25 protein-coding genes are annotated in these 25,865 nt (G+C 47.7%); 15 read left to right on the plus strand and 10 right to left on the minus strand.

Features of this window, described 5'->3' with window-relative positions:
• The first annotated feature begins 153 nt into the window (after positions 1-153).
• From frdA to frdD, 4 genes are read left to right on the plus strand one after another with little or no spacing between them, the layout of a single operon-like run.
• On the plus strand, positions 154-1,971 hold the full coding sequence (gene frdA / locus CIK04_RS03565) for a fumarate reductase (quinol) flavoprotein subunit (RefSeq protein ID WP_017419742.1): 1,818 nt from the start codon (positions 154-156) through the stop codon (positions 1,969-1,971).
• Entirely contained in the window at positions 1,971-2,711 is a 741-nt protein-coding gene (locus tag CIK04_RS03570; RefSeq protein ID WP_017419743.1) for a succinate dehydrogenase/fumarate reductase iron-sulfur subunit, read from the plus strand. The genes frdA and CIK04_RS03570 overlap by 1 nt, the downstream gene beginning before the upstream one ends.
• Positions 2,712-2,713: 2 nt before the next feature.
• Complete coding sequence (gene frdC, locus CIK04_RS03575; RefSeq protein ID WP_011079252.1) at positions 2,714-3,097, plus strand: fumarate reductase subunit FrdC; 384 nt, start codon at positions 2,714-2,716, stop codon at positions 3,095-3,097.
• Between the two features lie 12 nt (positions 3,098-3,109).
• Positions 3,110-3,487 (plus strand): fumarate reductase subunit FrdD, encoded by a 378-nt coding sequence (frdD, locus tag CIK04_RS03580; RefSeq protein ID WP_017419744.1) that lies wholly within the window; start codon positions 3,110-3,112, stop codon positions 3,485-3,487.
• A 69-nt stretch (positions 3,488-3,556) separates the two neighbouring features.
• Here frdD and CIK04_RS03585 read toward each other — a convergent pair whose 3' ends face one another.
• The 3 genes from CIK04_RS03585 to efp form a co-directional block, all read right to left on the minus strand.
• Positions 3,557-4,960, minus strand: a complete 1,404-nt coding sequence (locus CIK04_RS03585; protein WP_026050333.1) for an SPFH domain-containing protein — start codon at positions 4,958-4,960, stop codon at positions 3,557-3,559.
• A 224-nt stretch (positions 4,961-5,184) separates the two neighbouring features.
• Positions 5,185-5,769 carry a hypothetical protein gene (locus CIK04_RS03590; protein ID WP_017419746.1) on the minus strand — a complete coding sequence of 195 codons (585 nt, stop codon included), beginning with the start codon at positions 5,767-5,769 and terminating at the stop codon, positions 5,185-5,187.
• Between the two features lie 247 nt (positions 5,770-6,016).
• Entirely contained in the window at positions 6,017-6,583 is a 567-nt protein-coding gene (gene efp, locus CIK04_RS03595; protein WP_017419747.1) for an elongation factor P, read from the minus strand.
• Between the two features lie 32 nt (positions 6,584-6,615).
• On the opposite strand from efp, the gene epmB reads away from it, so the two are divergent.
• Together epmB and CIK04_RS03605 are read left to right on the plus strand one after the other, a co-directional pair.
• Entirely contained in the window at positions 6,616-7,638 is a 1,023-nt protein-coding gene (gene epmB, locus CIK04_RS03600; RefSeq protein ID WP_097353209.1) for an EF-P beta-lysylation protein EpmB, read from the plus strand.
• 48 nt (positions 7,639-7,686) lie between these two features.
• On the plus strand, positions 7,687-8,181 hold the full coding sequence (locus CIK04_RS03605) for an MgtC/SapB family protein (protein ID WP_017419749.1): 495 nt from the start codon (positions 7,687-7,689) through the stop codon (positions 8,179-8,181).
• Between the two features lie 103 nt (positions 8,182-8,284).
• Here the strand turns inward: CIK04_RS03605 and CIK04_RS03610 are convergent, their stop codons facing one another.
• The 3 genes from CIK04_RS03610 to CIK04_RS03620 form a co-directional block, all read right to left on the minus strand.
• Complete coding sequence (locus CIK04_RS03610; protein ID WP_013570978.1) at positions 8,285-8,839, minus strand: hypothetical protein; 555 nt, start codon at positions 8,837-8,839, stop codon at positions 8,285-8,287.
• A gap of 342 nt (positions 8,840-9,181) precedes the next feature.
• Complete coding sequence (groL, locus tag CIK04_RS03615; protein ID WP_011079245.1) at positions 9,182-10,822, minus strand: chaperonin GroEL; 1,641 nt, start codon at positions 10,820-10,822, stop codon at positions 9,182-9,184.
• A 73-nt stretch (positions 10,823-10,895) separates the two neighbouring features.
• On the minus strand, positions 10,896-11,186 hold the full coding sequence (locus tag CIK04_RS03620) for a co-chaperone GroES (protein WP_011079244.1): 291 nt from the start codon (positions 11,184-11,186) through the stop codon (positions 10,896-10,898).
• Positions 11,187-11,437: 251 nt separating this feature from the next.
• Between CIK04_RS03620 and CIK04_RS03625 the strand changes: the two genes are divergently transcribed.
• Positions 11,438-12,784, plus strand: coding sequence for an MATE family efflux transporter (locus CIK04_RS03625; protein ID WP_097353210.1), 1,347 nt, complete (start codon positions 11,438-11,440; stop codon positions 12,782-12,784).
• Between the two features lie 80 nt (positions 12,785-12,864).
• Here the strand turns inward: CIK04_RS03625 and pfkA are convergent, their stop codons facing one another.
• The 3 genes from pfkA to CIK04_RS03640 form a co-directional block, all read right to left on the minus strand.
• Entirely contained in the window at positions 12,865-13,827 is a 963-nt protein-coding gene (pfkA, locus tag CIK04_RS03630; protein ID WP_097353211.1) for a 6-phosphofructokinase, read from the minus strand.
• A gap of 285 nt (positions 13,828-14,112) precedes the next feature.
• A complete protein-coding gene (gene fieF / locus CIK04_RS03635; RefSeq protein ID WP_045591818.1) occupies positions 14,113-15,021 on the minus strand; it encodes a CDF family cation-efflux transporter FieF in 909 nt (302 codons plus the stop codon).
• A 119-nt stretch (positions 15,022-15,140) separates the two neighbouring features.
• Positions 15,141-15,656, minus strand: a complete 516-nt coding sequence (locus CIK04_RS03640) for a CpxP family protein (protein ID WP_026050335.1) — start codon at positions 15,654-15,656, stop codon at positions 15,141-15,143.
• A 201-nt stretch (positions 15,657-15,857) separates the two neighbouring features.
• Between CIK04_RS03640 and CIK04_RS03645 the strand changes: the two genes are divergently transcribed.
• The 4 genes from CIK04_RS03645 to trmL all read left to right on the plus strand — a co-directional run bounded on the left by CIK04_RS03645 (position 15,858) and on the right by trmL (position 19,199).
• On the plus strand, positions 15,858-16,541 hold the full coding sequence (locus CIK04_RS03645; protein WP_039469733.1) for a response regulator: 684 nt from the start codon (positions 15,858-15,860) through the stop codon (positions 16,539-16,541).
• Positions 16,542-16,544: 3 nt separating this feature from the next.
• On the plus strand, positions 16,545-17,933 hold the full coding sequence (gene cpxA, locus CIK04_RS03650) for an envelope stress sensor histidine kinase CpxA (RefSeq protein WP_017789708.1): 1,389 nt from the start codon (positions 16,545-16,547) through the stop codon (positions 17,931-17,933).
• 76 nt (positions 17,934-18,009) lie between these two features.
• On the plus strand, positions 18,010-18,618 hold the full coding sequence (locus tag CIK04_RS03655; protein ID WP_017419757.1) for a superoxide dismutase: 609 nt from the start codon (positions 18,010-18,012) through the stop codon (positions 18,616-18,618).
• A 107-nt stretch (positions 18,619-18,725) separates the two neighbouring features.
• Positions 18,726-19,199: a tRNA (uridine(34)/cytosine(34)/5-carboxymethylaminomethyluridine(34)-2'-O)-methyltransferase TrmL gene (gene trmL, locus CIK04_RS03660; RefSeq protein ID WP_017419758.1), complete on the plus strand. Its 474-nt coding sequence runs from the start codon at positions 18,726-18,728 to the stop codon at positions 19,197-19,199.
• Positions 19,200-19,280: 81 nt separating this feature from the next.
• Here the strand turns inward: trmL and CIK04_RS03665 are convergent, their stop codons facing one another.
• A complete protein-coding gene (locus tag CIK04_RS03665) occupies positions 19,281-19,811 on the minus strand; it encodes an FxsA family protein (protein WP_017419759.1) in 531 nt (176 codons plus the stop codon).
• 308 nt (positions 19,812-20,119) lie between these two features.
• Here CIK04_RS03665 and aspA point away from each other — a divergent pair, with 308 nt between their 5' ends.
• The 4 genes from aspA to CIK04_RS03685 all read left to right on the plus strand — a co-directional run bounded on the left by aspA (position 20,120) and on the right by CIK04_RS03685 (position 25,795).
• On the plus strand, positions 20,120-21,571 hold the full coding sequence (gene aspA / locus CIK04_RS03670) for an aspartate ammonia-lyase (protein WP_017789706.1): 1,452 nt from the start codon (positions 20,120-20,122) through the stop codon (positions 21,569-21,571).
• Between the two features lie 155 nt (positions 21,572-21,726).
• On the plus strand, positions 21,727-23,034 hold the full coding sequence (locus CIK04_RS03675; protein WP_017419761.1) for an anaerobic C4-dicarboxylate transporter: 1,308 nt from the start codon (positions 21,727-21,729) through the stop codon (positions 23,032-23,034).
• A gap of 143 nt (positions 23,035-23,177) precedes the next feature.
• Positions 23,178-24,974: a protein-disulfide reductase DsbD gene (locus CIK04_RS03680; protein ID WP_097353217.1), complete on the plus strand. Its 1,797-nt coding sequence runs from the start codon at positions 23,178-23,180 to the stop codon at positions 24,972-24,974.
• A gap of 185 nt (positions 24,975-25,159) precedes the next feature.
• Entirely contained in the window at positions 25,160-25,795 is a 636-nt protein-coding gene (locus tag CIK04_RS03685) for a response regulator transcription factor (RefSeq protein WP_097353212.1), read from the plus strand.
• The last annotated feature ends 70 nt before the right edge of the window (positions 25,796-25,865 follow it).

A 25,865-nucleotide genomic window follows, 5' to 3' on the forward strand; every position in this document is an offset into this window, starting at 1 on the left:
TTGCATTTCCGAAAGCAAAACCTAAATACATCAATTTTTCTATCACAAAGCTCTTCTACACTGTCACTACTACTTTTGGGGAGTATGCGTTTGTCTACRCCCCTATCTCACAATAACAAGCGGATTTCCGCACTCACACACTGGAGGATAACTGTGCAAACTATCATCACAGATATCGCAGTCATCGGCGCAGGCGGCGCTGGTCTTCGTACTGCTATTGCAGCGGCTGAAGCAAACCCGGATCTGGAAGTAGCCTTAATTTCTAAGGTTTACCCAATGCGTTCTCATACGGTCGCAGCAGAGGGTGGCTCAGCAGCAGTTATCAAGGATGAGGATAGCCTAGACAATCACTTCAACGATACCGTTGGTGGTGGTGACTGGCTTTGTGAACAGGATGTTGTTGAATACTTTGTTGAAAACGCGACACGCGAAATGATCCAAATGGAGCAATGGGGTTGCCCATGGAGCCGTAAGGAGAATGGCGAGGTCAACGTTCGTCGCTTTGGCGGTATGAAAGTTGAGCGTACGTGGTTTGCGGCAGACAAAACTGGCTTCCACATGCTACACACCCTATTCCAAACTTCAATGAAGTACTCAAACATCAACCGCTTTGATGAGTACTTTGTGGTGGATCTGCTTGTTGATGACGGTGAAGTTCAAGGCCTGATCGCCATCCATATGGCAGAAGGTGAGTTGGTCACGATCAAAGCGAAATCCGTAGTGCTTGCAACCGGTGGTGCTGGCCGTGTTTACCACTGTAACACCAACGGCGGTATCGTAACGGGCGATGGTATGGCAATGGCTTACCGTCACGGCGTTCCTCTACGCGATATGGAATTTGTTCAATACCATCCAACGGGCCTACCAGGCACCGGTATCCTGATGACCGAAGGTTGTCGTGGTGAAGGCGGTATCATTGTTAACAAAAACGGCTACCGTTACCTGCAAGACTACGGCATGGGCCCAGAAACACCGGTTGGCCAGCCGAAGAACAAATACATGGAACTTGGTCCACGTGACAAAGTTTCTCAAGCGTTCTGGCACGAGCAGCAGAAAGGCAACACCATCAAGCACCCACTCGGTGACGTGGTACACCTAGATTTGCGCCACCTAGGCGAAGAATACCTGCAAGAGCGTCTACCGTTCATTTGTGAACTCGCTAAAGCGTATGTGAACGTTGACCCAGCAAAAGAGCCGATTCCAATTCGTCCAACGGTTCACTACACCATGGGTGGTATTGAAACCGACAAACAGTGTGAAACACGCATTAAAGGCCTGTTCGCGGTTGGCGAATGTGCTTCTGTTGGTCTGCACGGTGCAAACCGCCTTGGTTCGAACTCACTAGCAGAATTTGTGGTGTTTGGCCGCGTTGCGGGCGAGCAAGCAGTGAAACGCGCGGCTGAATTCAAAGGCTGGAACGACGCGTCTATCGCTGCACAAGTGAAAGCGGTTGAAGAGCGTATCGCAGCGCTAATGAACCAAGAAGGCGATGAGAACTGGGCAGATATCCGCACGGAAATGGGTCACACCATGGAAGCGGGCTGTGGTATCTACCGCCAAGAAGATTTGATGCAAGCCACTATCGATAAGATCACTGAGCTTAAAGCGCGTTACAAGCGCATCAGCATCAAAGACAAAGGCAAAGTGTTCAACACCGACCTTCTCTACGCAATCGAAGTGGGTTACGGCCTAGAAGTGGCGGAAGCAATGGTTCACTCTGCGATTCTACGTAAAGAATCTCGTGGTGCTCACCAACGTCTTGACGACGGCTGTACCGATCGTGATGACGTGAACTTCCTCAAGCACTCTTTGGCTTTCTTCCAAGAAGATCAAGCACCAAACATCAGCTACAGCGACGTGACTATCACTAAGTCTCAGCCTAAAGCACGTTTGTATGGTGAAGCAGCAGAGAAAGCTGCCGCTGAAGAAGCCGCTAAGGCCGCAGAGAAAAACGCAGAGGAGCAAGCATAATGTCGGCAAACCGCATTCAAAAAGTAGACATTCTGCGTTACGACCCAGCAACAGACGCAGAACCTCGTTTTCAAGCTTTCGAAGTCCCGTTTGATGAAACCATGTCGGTACTTGATGCTCTGGGCTACGTCAAAGATCATCTCGACAAAAACCTCTCTTACCGTTGGTCTTGTCGTATGGCGATTTGTGGCTCGTGCGGCATCATGGTCAACGGCGTGCCAAAACTGGCGTGTAAGAGCTTCCTGCGCGACTACCCAGATGGCGTGAAAATTGAGCCATTAGCAAACTTCCCAATCGAGAAAGATTTGATTGTCGATATGACGCCGTTCATCGAGCGCCTAGAAGCGATCAAACCTTACATCATTGGCAACGACCGCAAACCAGAAGATGGTACTAACCTACAAACCCCTGAACAGCTGGCAAAATACAAGCAGTTCGCGGGTTGTATTAACTGTGGTCTTTGCTACGCAGCGTGTCCGCAGTTCGGTTTGAACCCAGAGTTCATTGGTCCAGCAGCACTGACTTTGGCACACCGCTACAACCTAGATAGCCGTGACAATGGTAAAGCAGAACGTATGAAGCTGATCAATGGCGAAAACGGTGCGTGGGGCTGTACGTTTGTTGGCTACTGTTCTGAAGTTTGTCCGAAGAATGTTGATCCTGCTGCCGCGGTTAACCAAGGCAAAGTCGAGTCATCAATGGACTTCGTCATTGCAATGCTGAAACCACAGGAGGCATAAGAATGAGTAATCGTAAACCTTACGTTCGTGAAGTAAAACGCACTTGGTGGAAAGATCACCCATTCTACCGCTTCTACATGCTACGTGAAGCGACGGTGCTGCCACTGATTCTCTTCACCCTGTTCTTGACTGTCGGTTTGGGTTCTCTGGTGAAAGGGCCAGAAGCTTGGCAAACATGGCTGAACTTTATGGCGAATCCAGTGGTGATCGCGATTAACATCGTCGCCTTACTCGGCAGCCTACTTCATGCTCACACCTTCTTCAGTATGATGCCTCAGGTCATGCCAATTCGTTTGAAGGGCAAACCTGTTGATAAAAAAATCATCGTGCTCGCTCAGTGGGCGGCGGTGGCATTTATCTCACTGATCGTACTTATCGTGGTGTAAGGAGCTTTAACGATGAAACCGAATTACAACGTAGATAGAGCGCCAAAACGTTCTGATGAGCCAGTTTGGTGGAGCCTGTTTGGTGCAGGCGGTACTTGGTTTGCCATGATCACACCGGTTACTGTTTTGGTACTGGGTATTCTTGTGCCAATGGGCGTGATCAGTGCAGAAGCGCTGAGTTACGACCGAGTGGTGAGCTTTGCCACCAGCATCATCGGCGCATTGTTTATCATCGCGACACTGGCCTTACCAATGTGGCATGCGATGCACCGTGTTCACCACGGCATGCATGATCTCAAATTCCACACTGGCGTGGTCGGCAAAATTGCCTGTTACGCGATTGCTGGATTGATTTCAGCATTGGCGGTGGTGTTCATTTTCATGCTGTAAGCATGGCGCACTGAAAAAGAAAAAGCTGGCGTGTCGCCAGCTTTTTTTATTGCCATTGTTTCAACTGCTTTATTTATTGACCACTTTCTTGGTTTGGTCCATCAAGCCAAGTGCGCCGAACCCCGTAATGACGTCTAAGTTTGTTTTCAACCCCGTTTCATCACTGCCACCAATATAGTTCTGTGGCATCTGCACTTGGAAGTTTTGCAGATTATTGTACAGCGAATTGGCCACATCTCTGTTTAGCTCAGCCAAATACACTTCTCGGTTGGCCCCTAATGCCGCGTATTTCGCTTTAAGCACTTCCGCTTCAGCACGACCTTTTTCTAAAATCGCTTTCGCTTCAAACTCAGCAGAAAGTGAGTTGGCTTTTTGAATCGCAAGGTTGGCTTCCGCTATCGCCAGCTCTTTCTCTTTTTCCACTTCCGCAAGACGCTTGGTTTTCTCCACTTCGACAATTTCGCGTTCAGCGATTTGGCGCGCCACTTCAACATCCTTTTGCTGCGAGATGATCGCCAACTCTTTTTGACGCTGAGCGTCTTGTACTTCACGAGTACGCTGAATTTCTTTACGAAGTTGTTCCGTTTCCGCCTGCGCTTTCGATGTTTCCTGCTCTTGAATCGCTCGAATACGATCAGCCACTAAGCGCTTTTTATCCGCCAGTAATTGATCCAACTGCTTTTCAGGCTGAGGATCACCAATGGTGACCTGAGTAACCTGAATACCATATTGCTGCAGTGGATTATCTTGGCGAATTGGCTGACCAGTCCCATCCAACACCGGTACGGTTTTCCATACTAACTGGTTAGTACGCTGTAGCTGATTCGCATTTGATTGATCAACGCCAACCGGAGCCAAATCCAACTCTTCCACTTCCACTTGACGACGCTCGGTCAGATAAATCCCTTCACGTAGTTGATCACCCAGTTTCGATTTAAACTGGTTTAAGCCACCTTGGAAAAACTCTTCACCCGTGTACTGGGTAGCGGTGATCACGGTGACGTTACGCGCGTTTTTCACCAACAGTGCATCAATCAAGTTGCTATTGTTGCGAAACTCACGGTGCATTTTGATTAACGCTTCCGGATCTGTGCTCAACTTAAAGCGGAACGTCACTGGAATTTGCCCTATATACGTATCGGCAAATCGCACTTGCACCGGGTCCAAACGCTGATAGAAATCCTCACCTGCATTGTTGCCAAACGACACCGTGATCACCTGATCATACTGGGTGATTTTCGATAAAAACGGCATGCGGAAATGAATACCAGGCTCGGTAAACACATCCAACTCACCAGTAATATTGTTCTGGTGCACGTAGCTATAGCCCGCATCAGTCATTAACACCGAGCTATTGATGGTGAGTCCTAGCGCCAACAACGGCACACCAATAATCGCCGTTTTGATGCCACGGCGAAGCAACTGACGTCTTTCTTCCACTTTCAAACTTTGTCCTAGGTTTGAGTTGTTCATTATTATTCTCCTTTGCATGGTTGTTTATGAGATAAAACTAAATAAACCAAGGTGTTATCTACCTCATCAACAACAGGTACAAATGTAACAATTTAAGACAAAAAGGAATAGTCGAAAGATTCACCAAAATAATTAACTTTTTCCGAATATTTGACAGAGTTATTGTTTTGAACAAAACGCAAAAAAGGCCGCCAAGGCGACCTTCTGGTATATCTGCATCTGATTTATGAATTAGGGCACTCAAATGGACCAACGTACTTCCATTTTTTCCAGCCTGACTTGTACGCTTCTTTCGCTGGATTGGTGTTTTTTGACCAGCTAGAGGATTGGTAAACATGCCCCATGTAAACCACTTGGCTACCTGAATGGTACTGCTCTACCGAACTCCAACGTGAAGGCCCCGTAGGATAGATACCTTCTAATTCCCACTCTTCTGCCTTGCCCGGTTCACCGTTGGTCCAACTTCTTGCTTTGTACAGTTGGCCGTTGTGCACTACTAACGCGCCACTGCGATAGCTGCCTTTTTTCCATGCTTTGTAATTTGCTAACTCTTCTTCTGTGCGCAAACCATCACACTGCAATGGGCTAACAGATTCAAAATATACCCATCCCATTTCACTACAAGCCCAAAGCTTGCCTGAGCGCACATCGAAAGTGGTTGCTCCAAGATCTTCGCTAAACTGGCACAAACCGCTATCGGGTTGATTGTAACTTACTGAAAATGCATTAGCAGTATTGGATTCAGCTTGTACTGAAAGGCTGAGTGAACTCGCAATAATGGCGAGTAGAGAGAGTGGTTTCATCGTCATAACGTCATCCGTTTTATAAATGTGATATCAGTTCCATAAAGTAAGTCGATATTAACAAAACAAATGACTCATTTTTGAGACTTAGAAATGCAACCAATCCCTTATTGTTAGCAAATGTAAATTGGCGATGCATACAATCAATAAACGAGCGCCAAATGACAGATGCCTCACCACACGTCGACAACAAACTCTGTCCGAAATAAAAAAGGCCGCCAAGGCGACCTTTTTAGAAACTATCGGGCTGAAATTACTTCACGCGACCCACGTACTCTGAGCTACGTGTATCAACTTTGATCACTTCACCGATTTGGATGAATAACGGCACACGAACAACAGCACCGGTTGATAGTGTTGCAGGCTTACCACCTGTACCCTGAGTATCACCCTTTAGGCCCGGATCGGTTTCAATCACTTCTAACTCAACAAAGTTTGGTGGTGTTACCGCAATCGGGTTACCGTTCCAAAGTGTCAACATACAAGTGTTGTTCTCAACCAACCACTTAACGCTCTCACCAACCGCTTTTGCGTCTGCTGCAATTTGCTCGAACGTTTCGTTGTTCATAAAGTGGTAGAATTCGCCGTCTGAATATAGATAATCTAGGTCGATATCCATTACGTCTGCCACTTCACAAGTGTCACCAGACTTGAATGTTTTCTCTAGCACTTTACCAGAAAGAAGTTTACGAATTTTAACGCGGTTGAACGCTTGGCCTTTACCCGGTTTTACGTACTCATTTTCCAAGATAACGCAAGGCTCGCTATCGATCATGAGTTTTAGGCCGCCTTTAAATTCATTAGTGCTAACTGTAGCCATTTTGTCCTCTTACATTCTTAGAGCTAAATTCAATGCCGCACATAATAACCCGAAAAGTCGAATCTGTTGAGCAAAACTGGCTCAAACAGCTAGCGAATGGGATCTCTGATCCTGCAACCTTGCTCAAAATGTTGGAAATCGATCCAACACCTTGGCAAGACGGGTTCTCAGCACGTGGATTGTTCGCACAACGCGTGCCGCAAAGTTTTGTCGAAAGAATGGAAAAACGTAATCCGAATGATCCGCTGTTGCGCCAAGTGTTGCCCGTTAGCGAAGAGCATGAAATCCATCCTGGATATTCTGTCGATCCCCTTGAGGAGCAAGACAATGCAATTCCTGGCCTACTCCACAAGTACCAAAATCGTGCGCTGATGATCGTTAAAGGAGGGTGCGCGATTAACTGCCGCTATTGTTTCCGCCGTCACTTCCCTTATCAAGACAACAAAGGCAGCAAAACGGTTTGGCAACAAAGCCTCGATTACATTGCACAAAATAGCGCGCTGAATGAAGTGATCTTTTCCGGTGGCGATCCCTTGATGGCCAAAGATGACGAGTTACAGTGGCTAATTGAACGTATTGCTGACATCCCCCACATCAAGCGACTACGAATTCACTCGCGTTTGCCTGTTGTGATACCCGCACGCATCACAACAGAACTGTGCCAGCTGCTAGAACAAACACGCTTGCAAGTCATTTTGGTCACGCACATCAACCATGCCAATGAGATCAACGCCGAGTTAACCTCGCAACTGCATCGGTTAAAACGCATAGGTGTGACATTATTGAATCAAAGCGTGTTGCTGAAAGGAGTGAATGATAGCGTCGAGGCGCAAATGCATCTTAGCGAAGCACTGTTTGATGCCGGCATTTTGCCCTATTACTTACATGTGTTGGATAAGGTTCAAGGCGCGGCACATTTTTATGTTTCCGACCAAGAAGCCAAAGCAATTATGCGCGGCTTGATCACGCAAGTGTCTGGCTATCTTGTCCCAACCCTGACTCGAGAAATCGGTGGTCGTCCAAGCAAAACCCCACTGGATCTCTATCTTGAATAACTCACGCTTGTTCATCGCATTTTCTTTGTACTTTTTTAGGAAGCCTTTATGTCATTAACCTTAGATTCCCTGCTCAATATTGAGCCGTTTAGTTGGGTCGCCTTATTATGCTGTGCGGTCAATGGAGTGTTAATCGGTGCCGAGCGGCAAACTCGTGGCAAGCCAGTGGGTATTCGAACTTCTATTTTGATTATTTCTGGTACCTACTTTTTTATGTCTATGGCGGTCTACCTCTCGCCGAATACTCTTGATCAAGCCCGAGTGCTTGGACAAATCATTACCGGTGTGGGCTTTTTAGGTGCAGGTGTGATGATGACTCAAGATGGGAAAATTCACGGGGTGACATCCGCCGCCGTTATCTGGGTACTGGCGTCGATGGGGATGATGATTGGTTTAGGATTGATGCAGCAATCTGTGATCATGACGGTACTTGTCCTGACCGTGTTGCTCGGCGTCGACAAAGCCGAAAACCGCATTCAAGCGCTGCGCCGCGGCGTTCACCAAAAAATTCAGCAGCGCCGCAGTTCACGCCTGATTAAATAAACCAGTATATGGCTATCTTTGCTCACTGCTAAAAACAAGAAACCCCAGACCATTATTGGCTGGGGTTTCTTTATGCTATCGAGAACTTCACTCTCGATTGAGCTTACTTCGCAAAGTTAATGATTGGGAAGCAAGGGAAGAAACCGTTGTCCGCACAGTTGATTAGGCCAATTTGCACGCCTTCAATTTTTGCGGTTTTGTTGAATACGCCCACCTGAACAGTCGAAGTATCCGAGAAGTTTGCCGCACCCACATCGACCATAGTGTTGCCTTCAGAGTAGTTCACAAAACTAACGTTTGCGCCTTTAACATCATTGGTCAAGTTCACTGCACCAAGGTTAACACCTGTTGTTTGGCCAGTATTCCAGTTGAAGAAACCCAGTGACGCACCTGTCATTTCTTGGTTTACTTTCGATGCACCAAAGATACCTAAGTTAACACCTGTTGTTGTGTCGGTTTCAGAGAGACCAACCACCGCTAGATCAACACCTTTCAAGTTATCTACTTTACCGTAGAGCGCGGCAACGCGAACCCCCGCCACGGCGCTGTCATCTGGCGCGTTGAAGTTATTGATTGAAGAAAACATTACAGGCGTTGCTGCCATTGCCGCTGTTGACGTTAACGCGGTTACCACTGCTGCTGTTAAGATTTTTTTCATTGGTTGAGTCTCCACTGACTATGAGTTGTTAAGTACCGGTGGCGCGATGCCAACTCCCGTACCCATCGACTTATTATGTACGCCGTTCAATTTTGCCAAGTCATTGTTTTGTCAAATGTCTGAATATTTTTTCATCCATTTGACAAAACCTTTTTAAAAAATTCTATTTTTCATGCACTTACCAAGTTGCATTCATATGCATCCCAGTAGCAGTGTAGAATATGAATCTCATCTTATATCGGATATTGTTCATATTCTTGAATAAACGACACATTCTCAGCGAGAAAAAAAAGCTGAGGATCGCTCCTCAGCTTTTTCAAATATTGACAGCGGGTAGGCTGATTACATCATGCCCATGCCACCCATACCGCCCATACCCCCCATATCTGGCATACCAGAATCTTTCTGTGGTAGGTCAGTCACCATCGCTTCAGTGGTGATCATTAGGCCTGCAACTGATGCCGCAAACTGCAGCGCAGAGCGCGTTACTTTTGTTGGGTCTAGGATACCCATCTCTAGCATATCGCCGTATACACCCGTTGCTGCGTTGTAGCCGTATGAACCTTCACCAGCGCGAACATTGTTCGCAACCACGGACTCTTCATCGCCTGCATTCTTGGTAATTTGACGAAGCGGCGCTTCCATAGCACGCAGTGCTACACGGATACCAACGTTTTGTTCTTCGTTGTCACCTTGTAGGTCAACAATCTTAGAAGCCGCACGGATGAGGGCAACACCACCACCGGCAACAATACCTTCTTCAACCGCTGCACGAGTTGCGTGTAGTGCATCTTCTACGCGGTCTTTCTTCTCTTTCATCTCAACTTCAGTCGCAGCGCCAACTTTGATAACGGCAACGCCGCCAGCCAATTTAGCCACACGCTCTTGCAGTTTCTCTTTGTCGTAATCTGACGTTGCATCTTCGATTTGCTGACGAATTTGAGCAACACGGCCTTGAATCATCGCTTCTTCACCTACGCCATCAATGATGGTGGTGTTTTCTTTGGTGATAGAAACACGTTTCGCCTGACCGAGATCTTCTAGAGTCGCTTTTTCAAGCTCAAGACCCACTTCTTCAGAAATCACCGTACCACCCGTTAGGATAGCAATGTCTTGTAGCATCGCTTTACGACGATCACCAAAGCCAGGCGCTTTCACCGCCGCCACTTTCACGATGCCGCGCATGTTGTTCACAACCAGTGTGGCCAGCGCTTCACCTTCCACATCTTCTGCGATGATCAGCAGTGGACGAGAGGCTTTTGCTACCGCTTCAAGTGCTGGTAGAAGTTCGCGAATGTTCGAGATCTTCTTATCAACCAATAGAATGAATGGGCTCTCTAGCTCAACGCTGCCAGACTCTTGATTGTTGATGAAGTATGGTGATAGATAACCACGGTCAAACTGCATACCTTCAACAACGTCTAGCTCATCGTGCAGTGCTTGACCTTCTTCGACCGTGATAACACCGTCACGGCCTACTTTTTCCATCGCTTCCGCAATGATCTTACCCACGCTTGAATCCGAGTTCGCAGAGATGGTGCCTACTTGCTCGATTTCGGTGCTGGTTGAGCAATCTTTTGATAGCGCTTTTAGCTCTTCAACCGCCGCCGCTACGGCTTTGTCGATACCACGCTTAAGATCCATTGGGTTCATACCCGCAGCAACGGCTTTAAGACCTTCATTTACGATAGCTTGCGCAAGTACCGTCGCGGTTGTCGTACCGTCACCCGCTACGTCGTTTGCTTGTGAAGCCACTTGCTTCACCATTTGTGCGCCCATGTTTTGGAACTTGTCTTCAAGTTCAATTTCACGCGCGACCGATACACCATCTTTTGTAATCGTTGGTGCACCGAAAGATTTGTCGAGTACCACGTTACGGCCTTTAGGGCCCAGTGTTACTTTTACTGCGTCAGCCAGAATGTTGACACCTTCTAGCATTTTTACGCGAGCGTCATTACCAAATTTAACGTCTTTAGCAGCCATCTTTGATTTCCTTTCTAAATTCTGTTTTGGATTTCGTTTTGAATCAGAGCAAAAAATTACTCAACGATTGCTATTAGTCGACAATAGCCATAATGTCGTTTTCAGACATGATAAGAACTTCTTTACCGTCGATCTTTTCAGTCTTAGTGCCGTAGCTCTCTGCAAAGATAACAGTATCACCAACTTTAACGTCCAGCGGCTGAACAGTGCCGTTTTCTAGAATGCGGCCTTTACCTACAGCTAGAACAACACCGCGAGTTGATTTTTCCGCAGCAGAACCAGTTAAAACGATGCCACCAGCAGATTTAGATTCAACTTCTTGGCGCTCTACGATAACTCGATCATGTAATGGACGAATGTTCATCGGTCGTCTCTCCTGAAAAATTCCATGTTTATTTGATAATTACCCTGAAGCAGGGCTTCTAGGCCTAGTGCTAACTATATAGGGGGTGATCATGACGATCCCAAGGGGGCGTGAGGATTTTTTTGTGACTAAGTTAAAAGTTCCGAGGCTTTGGCAAAGGATTGCCTAAAAACAGCTCACTCGCCCCTCGCACACATTTCTTGTATCCTAGCGCTTTTGCACCTTCTGGTGATGCCTTCTGGTGATGATTGATGCTTGATAAACATGGCTTGCTGAGCGCGCCCATCGCGGAAACGCTACGAAAAATGACCGTCCCCATGATATTTGGCATGGTGGCGATCCTGATGTTTAACTTGGTCGACACCTTTTTCATCTCACTACTTGGCACCGAAGCACTGGCGGCGATCAGTTACACCTTTCCCGTCACCTTCGCCGTTAACTGCATCACGATGGGCATTGGCGTCGGACTGTCGACCAGCATCGGTCGTCTATTAGGCCAAGGAGAAGCACATCAAGCCGCACGTTTTACTACCCATGGCTTGCTATTGGCGATTGTGCTGGTTGCGCTCGCTTCTACGCTTGGCTTCTTTACCGTCCCCCCTTTATTTACCTTACTTGGTGCGAAAGAAGCACTGATTCCCCTCATCGGCCAATACATGCATGTCTGGTACCTCACCATTCCATTACTGGTGATTCCAATGGCAGGAAACAGTGCCATTCGTGCCACCGGTGATACGAAGACCCCAGCCAAAATCATGATGCTCGCTGGGCTTATCAACGGCGTGCTCGACCCGCTGCTGATTTTTGGCATTGGTCCTTTTCCTGAGCTCGGTATTCAAGGCGCAGCGATTGCCAGTGCGTTCAGTTGGCTCGGTGCGCTGATAGGATCATTCTACGTTTTGATTAAGCGTGAGCGGCTGCTCGGCTTGCCACAATGGCCGCGCTTAAAAGAGGATTGGCGGCAGATTCTCAAGGTCGGCACGCCGGCTGCGCTTTCCAACGCAATGAACCCTCTCTCTGGTGCTATTTTAATGATGATGCTGTCCAGCCACGGCACTGCTGCTGTTGCCGCTTATGGGGCGGCACAACGCATTGAATCGATTTTGATTTTGGTCCTCATGGCACTCACTTCCGCTCTGACGCCTTTTATGGCGCAAAACTTTGGCGCGAAAAACCCACAACGAGCGTTCCAAGGATTGTTCGTCAGTATGCGCTTTTCGGTGCTGTTTCAAGGTTTGGTTTTTTTGATGATGGTGCCACTCAGTATTCCGCTTGCTGCGCTGTTCTCACAAGAGCAAGCAGTGAGAGATTTGCTTTGGCATTATCTGCTCGTCGTACCGATCAGCTATGGGTTTTTAGGCATTGTCATGATGTTAGTCAGCGGTTTAAATGCTATGCATCAACCACTCAACGCCTTCCGTTGGAGCGTGATTCGACTGTTTGTCTTTACCCTGCCAGCGGCATACCTAGGCAGTTGGCTCTACGATATTGAAGGGCTGTTTATTGGCATTGCCGTGGGCAACATTTTGGTGGGGTTATGCAGCTACCTTTACGCTCTCAAGCAACGCAAACAACAATTGGCCACCTTAGTGCCTTAGGTTTGATATCTGGTAAAACCACCAATATGAAAAAGGCTGCGATAACGCAGCCTTTTGCTCAGATAGTCCGCTTATTTTGCTTAGAATAGCTCTTCTGCGACTTTGAACAGGTCATTGCGAACTGGACGCTTCATGTTCTCGATTGCATCGATGATATCGTGGTGAACAAGTTGCTCTTTCACGATACCAACACAACGACCACCATGGCCTTCCATCAATAGGTGAACGGCGTAGTTACCCATGCGAGACGCAAGAACACGGTCGAACGCGGTTGGACGGCCACCACGTTGGATGTGACCAAGAACAGTGGCACGAGTTTCACGACCCGTTCCAGCTTCGATCTCTTTCGCCAGCTCATTGGCATCCATCATCAGTTCTGTCAAAGCGATGATTGCATGCTTCTTACCTTTCGCGATGCCATCTTTGATGTTGCTAATCAGCTTCTCTTTATCTAGGCCCGTTTCTGGGGTGATGATGTACTCACAGCCACCGGCGATAGCAGACATCAGAGTGAGGTCACCGCAGTGACGACCCATGATTTCTACGATAGAAATACGCTGGTGAGAAGATGAAGTATCACGTAGGCGGTCGATCGATTCGATAACCGTGTTCAGCGCGGTTAGGTAGCCAATGGTGTAATCCGTACCTGCGATATCGTTGTCGATGGTGCCAGGTAGACCGATACATGGGTAACCCATTTCAGTCAGTTTCTTCGCACCCATGTACGAACCGTCACCACCAATAACCACAAGCGCATCAATACCGTGCGCTTTTAGGTTTTCAATTGCTTTTTCACGGACTTCGACTTGCTTAAACTCAGGGAAGCGAGCTGAACCCAAGAACGTACCACCACGGTTGATCACATCAGAAACGCTTGAACGATCAAGTGGCTTGATGCGGCCTTCGTATAAACCCAAGTAACCATCATAGATACCATACACTTCAAGACCCGCACCCAATGCAGTACGTACCACACCACGGATTGCCGCGTTCATACCAGGGGCGTCGCCACCACTTGTCAAAACACCGATCTTCTTAATCATGCTCACCCTCGAACTCTAGAAATCAATATTTAATAATCTTTAAAAATAGCTGTTATTCAGCTACCAATATAATCCGAAAAACTGTGCGTAATGTTACATTTCCTCTACAGGAATACCAATGAAAACCCACAATTTTATGTAACTTTTCTACTTATGTAGGAGTATTACAGTTTTGCACTCACTCTTTGTTGATTCACATCAGGATCACGAATCTTAATAGAGGCTGTTGGAAAGATAGTCAACAACCGCTTATTTGTCCTGAAGACAAACGCATTTTTTCGAGCGCTACCACTGTTGTTCTGTATGCTCTTTCTCGCTGATCACAACAACAGAATAGGGATCTTGATGAATCAAAATATCAGCCTCAGGGAAACACGCCAGCAATCTTTCTTCCACTTCGTCAGCGATTTGATGCGCTTTGATCAAAGGCAAATTGTCATCCAATTCAAGATGAAGCTGAATAAAACGCGTCGGCCCCGACATTCTGGTGCGCAGTTGATGCACCCCCAGAACATTTTCCACTGCCAAACATTCGCAGCGAATTTGTTCTAGCTCTTCATCGGGCAATTTGCGATCAAGCAAGGTTTGAATCGCTTCCGTTACCATTTTGAATGCGCTGTATAAAATAAACAGACCGATGCCCACCGCAAATACTGCGTCCGCTTGGCCAATCCCATAATAGCTAAGCCCCAACGCCACCATAATGGCCGCGTTCATGAACAAGTCGCTTTGATAATGCAGAGAATCGGCTGCAATGGCTTGGCTACCCGTCTTTCTTACTACGTGCTTTTGGAATGTGACCAAAGCGAATGTCACCACCATGGCAAACAAACTGACATAAACGCCATACTCGGGCGAATTCAACTCATGGGGACGGAAGAAGCGATCAATACCGTTGAGGATCAAAAAGACCGCAGAGCCTGAAATAAACATCGCTTGAGCCAATGCGGCTAAAGATTCCGCTTTGCCATGACCAAAGGTGTGTTCCTCATCGGCAGGTTGCAGCGCATAACGCACCACAACTAAGTTGACGACAGACGCCGCAATATCGAGGAATGAATCGATCAGCGAGGCAAGTAAGCTCACGGAGCCGGTCACCCACCAAGCCACTATTTTAACGAGGAGAAGTAGAGTTGCGACTGCGGTTGCCGTCCAAGCAGCCATCGTCACTAAACGTGCATATTGGTGTTTCATAATCATTCAATGAAAAAAGCCATAGCCGCAGTATAACGCGCCAAACCATGAATGAGTACGATACATTTAAGGCGATCCGAAGATCGCCTTTTTGCTCAAGTCAGTGGATAACGCTCAGATCAGTTTTTCGCGTGCTTTTCCATGCGTTTTTGCATTTTGTCGCCACACTCCTGCATGCGCTCGTTTTGCAGTTCAACAAATTTCGCTTTTTGCTCTGGAGTCAAAATGCTCAACATTTGATGTTGTTTTTCCAGCATTTTCACACGGCGCTCTGCCTGTTTCTCCGCCATCTGTTTTGCCAGTTCATTGGCAGTGGCTTGATCGAAGTTGTCCGCCAATAACAGTGCTTGTACTTTGGCATGCTGTGCTTGGCGCTCTGCTTGATTCGCTGCGAAATTGCCTTGATGCATCTCTTTCATTTGTGCACGGTTGCTGCCACGCATCGCATCCAACTGCTCTTTCTGCGCATCGGTCAGGTCCAATTGACGCATCATGCCGCGTTCCATTCCCATGCCACATTCGCCATCAGGCCCTTTGTGATGGCCTTTACCGCCACCAAAAGCAAAGGCGCTGGCAGTACCTAGTGTTAGTGGAAGGACAACAGCAGCGAGTACCATTTTTTTTGCAAGTTTCATAATCAATTCCTTACTCATGTCGGTGGTTCATTTGAGCTGTTCTCACAGCGCTTGAGTGTAGAATACAAACTGCAAGGTAAAGTGACGTATAGAGAGCGTAAAGTATCGTAAAGAGCGACTTTGCTCCTCTTCCCTTCGGTCATTTCACAGTAATATTAAAGAGAACTGCTAAAGAGAACTGATTGAGAGAAAGGCCCTACTATGGCAAACATCCTGTTGATTGATGACGACACCGAACTGACGAGCTTACTGACGGAAGTCTTAAGCTATGAAGGCTTTAATGTCACCGAGGCGAACGACGGTGAGCAGGGTTTACAAGCCTTATCGGCAGAGATTGATTTGATCTTACTCGATGTCATGATGCCCAAACTCAATGGCATTGATACGTTGAAGAAGTTACGTGAACAGTGGGATACACCAGTATTAATGCTGACAGCCAAAGGGGAAGAGATCGATCGTGTCATCGGCTTGGAGCTGGGTGCGGATGACTATCTGCCCAAACCTTTCAGTGATCGTGAACTGCTGGCGCGTATCAAAGCGATTTTACGCCGCACCAGTGCGACGAAAGCCCCCAAAAGCAGCGATTGCATTGAGTATCAAGACCTGAAAATTTATCCGGGCCGATTGGAAGCGTATTGCGCTGGCACTCAGCTGGACCTCACTGCGACCGAATTCGCCTTGCTGAGCCACTTTATGCAAAACCCAGGCAGCACATTAACCAAAGAGACCCTCAGCTTGGATGTGCTCGGTAAACGTCTAGCGGCTTTTGACCGTGCCATTGATATGCACGTTTCAAACTTACGCAAAAAACTGCCAGAGCGGCTCGATGGCAAATCTCGAATTAAAACCCTACGTGGCCGTGGCTACTTAATGATTGTGGAGTAACCGATGCGCTTGCCGAAAATCACCAGTTTGTATGGGCGAATTTTTGCCATCTTCTGGTTTACCATGTTTTTGGTGCTGATGGCCGTCTTGGCTTTGCCCCATCTTGACCCTCGTAAGGCGCGCAATATCCCGGCCGATCAATACGATCGCTTTATTGAAGCCAAGCAGGAGATCGAAAAACAATATCGTGGCGAAACTGACCTTGGCCGCATTCTCTTTCGCATGGAGCGCCCCGGCGATCGCCATGGGCGAGATGGCCGGCCGCGCTTTTTCATCACCGATTACGATGGCAATATCCTCACCACCTTGAAGCAAGGGGATTTTCAGCTCAAGGCACTGAAAAACTTCGTCACCTCGATTGAACAACCCGATCAGCCCAAGCAAAAGCTGTATGGCCGCTTCATGCTCTCAGGGCCACTGCCGGTGACGCTAGCAAACAAAGAGTACTTACTTTACGTCGGAATGCGTTGGAACCAACCACCGCCATTTTTGCTGCGTATGTTTGATCATCCATTTCAGCTACTATTGGCTGTGATGCTGGTCAGTACCCCCTTACTGCTGTGGCTCGCGTGGGCACTCAGCCAACCCGCACGACGCTTAGAAAAAGCGGCGCAACGGGTCGCCAAAGGGGAATTTGTCACCGATCCCTCTTTAGAAAAAGGCACCTCGGAGTTTCGCCAAGCCGGCGCCAGCTTCAACCGCATGGTCGAAGCGGTCAATCAAATGATTTCAGGTCAGCAACGGTTGCTGTCGGATATTTCCCATGAATTGCGTTCACCACTGACTCGCTTGAGAATGGCCAATGCGCTTGCGACACGCAAACAGGGCGAAAGTAATGAGCTGCAACGGATTGATACAGAAGCGCAACGTTTGGAACAGATGATCAGTGAACTGCTGGAACTCTCTCGCATGCAGATGAACAGCCATTTGGATCGTGAAGAGCAGCCCGTCGCCAGCCTATGGGAAGAGATCATTCAGGATGCGCAATTTGAAGCGGAACAAATGGGCAAAGCCTTGCAATATACCCCATTGCCCGAGCGACATATTTCCGGTAACCCTAAGCTGCTAATGAGCGCGATCGAAAACATCATTCGCAATGCCATCTACTACGGCAAAGACCAAGTGATCATCGCTATTCAAGCCATAGACGACACGCTACATATCGTCGTCGATGATAATGGTGAAGGGGTACCTGAAGAGGAGCTCGAAGCCATTTTCCGTCCGTTTTATCGAGTCTCTACCGCTCGGGATCGTCATTCTGGAGGAACCGGGCTTGGCTTAAGCATTACCGAAAGCGCGATTCGCCAACACAGCGGCACCATAAAAGCCGAGCGTAGCGACCTTGGCGGTTTGCGAGTCACCATCACTCTCCCACTGGTGAAAATGCGCTAATACCCTTACAAAGATCACAGCTGATAATAGTTATCATTAAGATTATGGTAAATCCTTCATCACCGGAGGATTCACCATGTCACACACTTTCCCAGAGCTTCCCTATTCCTACGATGCGTTAGAGCCATACATCGATGCGAAAACCATGGAAGTACACTACAGCAAACACCATAAAGCCTATTACGATAAATTTCTCGCGGCGATTCAAGGCAGTGAGCTTGAGAATCAAACGCTCACTGAGATCTTCGCTGGCATTTCTCAACACAGCCCTGCGGTGCGCAATAATGGCGGTGGCTACTATAACCATATTCTCTACTGGCAGTGCATGTCTCCCAATGGTGGAGGGGAACCTCAAGGCGCTCTTGCCCACGCGATTAAAGAAAAATTTGGCACTTTTGCTGCATTCAAAGAGGCCTTTTCCCAAGCGGCCGTCAACACCTTTGGTTCTGGCTTTGTGTGGTTAGTGGTCAAAGGCGGTGATATCCATATCGCCTCCACCAGCAATCAAGATAACCCGCTGATGGATATTGCCAGCGTACGTGGTGAGCCGATCCTCGCACTCGATGTGTGGGAGCATGCGTACTACATCCGCTATCAAAATCGCCGTCCAGAATACATAGATGCTTGGTGGAATGTGGTCGACTGGCGAGCAGTGGAGCAAAATTATGCTCAAGCGATAGGCTAAACATCATCGCTCATCTGTGCGCTGTCGCTTATCGGGCACTTTTATACCCAAGCCTTCGCACTTGGGTATATACTGGCTCCCTCTTTTGACCATATTCGCTCGATACCATGTTTGATATTGCTCTATACGAACCAGAAATTGCGCCAAACACTGGCAACATCATCCGCCTTTGTGCCAACTGTGGCGCAAATTTGCACCTAATTGAACCGCTTGGGTTTGATCTTGAAGAGAAGAAAGTGCGCCGTGCTGGCTTGGATTATCATGATCTTGCTCGTGTCACACGCCATAAGAACTACCAAGCGTTCCTCGACTATCTCGAGCAGCGTGGCGAATATCGTATTTTTGCCTGCACCACCAAAACCACCGGCCATCATGTGGATGCGCAATATCGTCAAGGCGATGTACTGCTGTTTGGTCCAGAAACACGTGGTCTGCCAATGGAGGTGATTGAAAGCCTACCTATGCCACAACGCATTCGTATTCCTATGATGCCTGATGCGCGCAGCTTAAATTTATCGAATGCGGTGGCGATCATTGCTTTTGAGGCATGGCGTCAGTTGGGGTTCCAAGGGGCGAAGTAACATTACCGCCTCAGCCAACAAGATCAAAAAAGCCGGAATGCTCCGGCTTTTCTATTTCATCAAATGAGACTTTTTTTCGAGTTAACGCAGGCGATTCTGATCATCGTCTTGTTTGTCTTTGCTTTCATATTCCCCTTCGAACGTCTGGCCTTGCTTACCATCATTAAAAGGCTGACGATAAAACGGATCTTGCTCGAACGGGCTACGATCAAAGCCTTCGCTATGATAGTGAGAATGAAAACCACCGCCTGAACCATTCACCACAACCTTGCTCATCAAGTAGCGAGCAATCGCAGCTCTTGGACCAGGAATCAACACCATCATACCCATGGCATCGGTCATAAAGCCAGGAGTGAGCAACAATACGCCCGACACCGCTAGCATCACACCTTCGACAATCTGTTGCGCAGGTAACTCACCTTGCTGCAAACGTTGTTGCACCGACATCAGAGTTTGCAACCCTTGGCTACGAACCAAAGACGCCCCAACAAACGCCGTAATCAGTACTAAGCCAATTGTCGGCCATAAACCAATGAAGCCACCAACTTGAATGAAGAGAGCAATCTCAATAATGGGTACACAAATAAACAGTAGTAATAATATTGGAAACACGAGCTCCCCCTTAGTTGATTTCAGTGTAATGGCAAATCGCGCTGTGACTCAAATTTATCCTGTAAAAATGCGTGTTTTTTGACTACCCCTTTAGAGTTATTCATATGCTGTTCATACTTTGCAAAATATTGACGAAATAAAAGCGAAAAAGGTGATCCACTTACTATTTTTATGCGCAAGGTACAGTATCATGTGCCACATAAGTCAGGACGGATTTTACAGCCAAATACTCTGATGAATGGATTCTGATTGCAGAAAATGGCTAACCAATCACTTAAATATCAGAATTATTATCTAAGGATCCTGTTATGGCTACCCTAACTGAAGCTCCAAAAGCATCAACTCCGGCCACTCGTATTGAAGAAGATCTATTAGGCCAACGTCACGTTCCGGCTGACGCTTACTACGGTATTCACACGCTGCGCGCCATCGAAAACTTCAACATCTCAAATGTCACTATTTCTGACGTGCCAGAATTCGTTCGTGGCATGGTTATGACCAAAAAAGCGGCGGCGCTTGCCAACAAAGAGTTGGGTGCAATTCCTAAGAATGTCGCAGATTACATCATTCAAGCGTGTGACCTAATGTTGGAAACTGGCAAATGCATGGATCAGTTCCCATCGGACGTATTCCAAGGCGGTGCGGGCACTTCTGTGAATATGAACACCAACGAAGTACTTGCCAACATTGCTCTAGAATTAATGGGTAAAGAGAAAGGCGATTACGACGTGGTGAACCCAAATGATCACGTGAACAAGAGCCAATCAACCAACTGTGCCTACCCAACGGGTTTCCGTATTGCGGTTTACAACAGTATCCATAAATTGATGGAAGCGATTGAATACCTAAAAGGTGCGTTTGAGCTGAAATCTCAAGAGTTCAACGGCATCCTAAAAATGGGCCGTACTCAGTTGCAAGATGCGGTTCCAATGACTGTCGGTCAAGAGTTCCACGCTTGGGCAGTGACACTAAACGAAGAGATCCGCGCGCTAGACTACACCTCGAAGCTACTTCTTGAAGTGAACCTAGGTGCAACGGCGATCGGTACTGGCTTGAACACTCCTCCTGGTTACCAAGCTCTTGCTGTGAAACACCTAGCGGAAGTGACTGGCCTAGAAGTGGTTCCAGCAGAAGACCTTATCGAAGCAACTTCAGACTGTGGTGCTTACGTAATGGCGCACGGCGCGCTAAAACGCCTAGCGGTGAAACTGTCTAAGATCTGTAACGACTTACGTCTGCTTTCTTCTGGTCCTCGTGCTGGTTTGAACGAACTGAACTTGCCAGAAATGCAAGCCGGCTCTTCAATCATGCCAGCAAAAGTGAACCCAGTTATCCCAGAAGTGGTGAACCAAGTGTGTTTCAAAGTGCTGGGTAACGACAACACGATTTCATTCGCAGCCGAAGGCGGCCAGCTACAACTAAACGTAATGGAGCCTGTGATTGGTCAAGCGATGTTTGAATCGATCTCACTACTACAAAACGCGTGTGTGAACCTACGTGACAAGTGTATTGATGGCATCACAGTGAACAAAGAGATCTGTGAAAACTACGTTTACAACTCTATCGGTATCGTTACTTACCTAAACCCATACATCGGCCACCACGAAGGTGACATCGTTGGTAAGATTTGTGCGGAAACCGGTAAGAGCGTACGTGAAGTAGTGCTTGAGCGTGGCTTGCTGACATCTGAAGAACTGGATGACATCCTGTCTGTGCAAAACTTCATGCACCCAACTTACAAAGCAAAACGTTACGAATAATCGTAAAAATAAAGGGCTCCTTAGTGGGCCCTTTTTGCCGTTTTTTATTAATAACCACAATAATAACAAGTATTTATTTTACTTCTGATTATTCAAGCGCTTTAGGCAAAGCGCTTCGCTAATCAGAATCAATAAAATATATGAGGTAACAATCTATGGTAGCGGTCGAGTTATTAGTCGTTCTGCTCTTTATCTATTTAGGGGCACGAATTGGTGGCATTGGTATTGGTTTCGCTGGTGGTGCGGGTGTTATTGTCCTGTCGCTGATTCTAGGCGTACCAACCAAACAAGCATTTATTCCTGTTGACGTTATTTTGATCATCATGTCTGTGATCACCGCCATTGCCGCAATGCAAGTGGCTGGTGGTATGGATTGGCTGGTTCAAATTGCGGAAAACTTCCTGCGCAAACATCCTGAACGTATTACCTTCTACGCGCCTATCGTCACTTTCTTAATGACGTTGATGGCGGGTACCGGTCATACCGCGTTCTCAACGCTGCCTGTTATTGCCGAAGTAGCAAAAGGTCAAGGCGTGCGTCCTTCTCGCCCATTGTCGATTGCCGTTGTCGCATCACAAATCGCGATCACTGCTTCCCCTATTTCTGCGGCCGTGGTGGCGTTTGCGGCCATGTTGGCGCCGTTTGGTGTGGACTACTTAACACTGCTTGCGGTTTGTATCCCAACCACATTTGTGGCGTGTATGATCGGTGCTTTGGTGGCGAACTACATGGGTAGCGAGCTGAAAGACGATCCTGAGTATCAAGATCGCCTTGCGAAAGGTCTTATCAAGCTCAGCACTGAAACACAACGTGAAATCCTACCAACCGCAAAAACCGCGACTTACATCTTCCTTGGCGCGATTGCGTTTGTGGTTTGTTACGCAGCGGCTATTTCAAGCTCTGTTGGCCTGATTGAAAACCCAGCGCTTGGCCGTAACGAAGCGATCATGACAGTGATGTTGGCTGCCGCCGCAGCGATTGTGATGTTCACTAAGATCGATGCATCAAAAATCCCTTCTGCAGCGACTTTCCGTTCAGGTATGACGGCGTGTGTGTGTGTACTGGGCGTGGCTTGGTTAGGTTCTACATTCGTTAATGCTCACGTCGATGGCATTAAAGATGTCGCAGGTGCTTTGCTGTCTGACTACCCTTGGATGCTGGCATTGGTGCTGTTCTTTGCCTCTATGCTGCTGTACTCACAAGGCGCAACCACGGTTGCTCTTATGCCTGCTGCACTGGCGATTGGTGTAGCGCCACTTACTGCGGTCGCTTCTTTTGCTGCCGTGAGTGCGCTGTTTGTTCTACCAACTTACCCAACCCTATTGGCTGCCGTAGAGATGGATGATACAGGTTCAACCCGCATTGGTAAGTACGTGTTCAACCACCCATTCTTTATTCCGGGTGTAGCGACCATCGCTTCTGCGGTTGCGCTGGGCTTTGCCTTTGGTAGCCTATTTATCTAAGTAAAACGAGTCTTACTCATGGGAGCTTCGGCTCCCTTTTTTAATTTTCTGCACATAACCTCCCTATTGCTGAAACTTTCTGCACCGTTTCTAGGTCTGATTGAGTTAGACTAACCTCCATTCATCTTTTGACCTTGTTGATTATGCGCGCAGTATTGACCTTTTTCGTGATCGGATGGCTGATGATTTCCTCTCCAGCCATGGCCTTATTTGGCAACAATCAAACCAGTACATTTGGCTCTGGCTCAAATGATTTTGTGCCTGTTGATCAGGCCTTTCCTTTTAACTTCTTCCAACAAGATCATCGCTTAACCCTCGACTGGCAAGTAAAAGAAGGTTATTACCTTTACCAGCAACGTCTCTCTTTCAGTGCTGAAAACGTGACCTTAGGTGACATTCAGATGGAAGATGGCCAGCCTTACCAAGATGAATTTTTTGGCGACGTAAACATCTATACCCATCCATTGTTCGTCAACATTCCAATGCAAGACTGGCAGCCTGGCGCCAAAGTGATTGTGCAATACCAAGGCTGCGCCAAAGCGGGCTTTTGTTATCCGCCAGAAACGCGAGTGATCGATATTGCCTCGTTTACTAATGGCGACATGGCACCAGCAACGACACTGACACAAACTCCCCGCCAGCTTGAAACATCAACAACGAACACCTCAACGCCTCAACCTCTGACCGAGCAAGATCAGTTGGCTTCGGGCTTAGCCGATAACTGGTGGACGCCACTGCTGTTTTTGGCACTCGGTGTTGGCTTGGCCTTTACACCTTGCGTACTACCAATGTACCCAATTCTGACCAGCATCGTATTAGGTAGCGGTAAACTGAGTCAGCGACGCGCGCTTGGTCTCTCTCTGGTCTATGTTCAAGGCATGGCACTGACCTATACCTTACTGGGTCTGGTTGTCGCTTCCGCTGGCTTACAGTTCCAAGCTGCTATGCAGCACCCTTATGTGTTGATCGGTCTGAGTATTCTTTTTGTCACCTTAGCGCTCTCCATGTTTGGGGTGTATACCCTACAACTGCCTAGCGGTGTGCAAACCTGGCTGAACAATTTGAGCAATAAGCAGCAAGGGGGCAGCAGTGCGGGTGTTTTTGCCATGGGGGCCATTTCCGGCTTAGTGTGCTCACCTTGTACCACAGCACCGCTTTCTGGGGCACTGCTGTACGTGGCACAAAGTGGTGATCTCTTGACGGGTGGCGTTGCGCTGTATGCCTTAGCCATGGGCATGGGGATTCCTTTGATTTTGGTCGCTGTGTTTGGCAATAAACTGCTCCCCAAAGCCGGCGGTTGGATGGATCGCGTTAAAACGCTGTTTGGCTTTGTGTTATTGGCAGCGCCAATCTTCCTATTGGAGCGCATTCTTCCTGAAATGTGGTCAACCGCGCTATGGTCTGCCTTGGGCATCGCGGCGTTTGGCTGGCTTTACCATGTGAAAAATAGCTTGGAGTTTGGTGGTTGGAAGCAAAGCGCGGTGGGCATTATTGCCGTACTGGGTCTATTTGCCTCCGCTCAGCCTGCCCTCAATTATTGGTTTGCCGACAGCACTCAACAGGCACAAACCAGCGAAGTGAGCTTTATTAAAATCCGCAACGTCGAAGAGCTTCAACAGCAATTAGCGTTAGCCAAGCAAGCCAAAAAACCTGTGATGCTCGACTTCTATGCCGATTGGTGTGTGGCGTGTAAAGAGTTCGAGAAATACACCTTCCACGACCCAGCAGTGGCAGCTCAACTCAAACAATTTGTGTTGCTTCAAGCCGACGTAACACGTAACCAAGCGCAAGACATTGAGCTACTGCAGGCCCAACAAGTGCTCGGCCTACCGACGATCGATTTTTGGGATGCGCAAGGTAATCCCGTTTCAAACGCCCGACTCACTGGATTTATGCAAGCGGCACCTTTCTTGGAGCATATCCAACGAATTTCCAACTAACTGATTCAAACGCCAGCAAAACCTTGCTGGCGTTTTTCTTACCACATTCTCACCTTCACAACGAAGGTATATGCAAACTCTCTAATAAAAGTCGATTTACATCAGACTTTTAGCGTATAAAGATTGTCCACACTCTTAAAGCTGCAATAATTCCATTAACGAAATAGTTAAAAGTGTTTAACGTCATGGATTCGACCTACACCATCATCATCGCCGATGATCACCCCCTGTTCCGTAATGCGCTGTTTCAGTCTGTGCATATGGCGGTCAGTGGTGCCAACTTGCTAGAAGCGGACTCACTCGATGCGTTGCTGAACCTTCTTATACGCGAAGAAGAGCCGGATTTACTGCTGCTTGACCTCAAAATGCCCGGAGCCAATGGCATGTCAGGTTTGATCCATCTCCGTGCAGAGTATCCCGACCTGCCCATCGTTGTGGTCTCTGCTAGTGAAGAACCGGCGGTGGTCACACAAGTAAAAAGCCACGGTGCTTTTGGCTTTATTCCTAAATCGAGTGATATGCGCACACTGGTTTCCGCGCTGAACCAAGTACTCAATGGCAATCCTTACTTCCCTGAAGGATTGATCACCAATAACGCCGCCTGTAATGACTTGGCCGAGAAAATCGCCGCATTGACACCACAGCAATACAAAGTGCTCGGCATGCTCTCCGATGGTTTGCTCAACAAGCAAATTGCTTATGAACTGAATGTCTCTGAAGCGACCATCAAAGCGCATATGACGGCTATTTTCCGCAAACTTGGGGTGAAAAATCGTACCCAAGCGGTGATCATGCTGCAACAATTAGAGCCAGAGCAATAAGTCATCCCCTCATCACCTAAGCTGATTTAGTTATATAAGTTCACACTTTTATGACGTAAAAGACTTAAGT

Source organism: Vibrio sp. 03_296 (assembly GCF_002265885.1).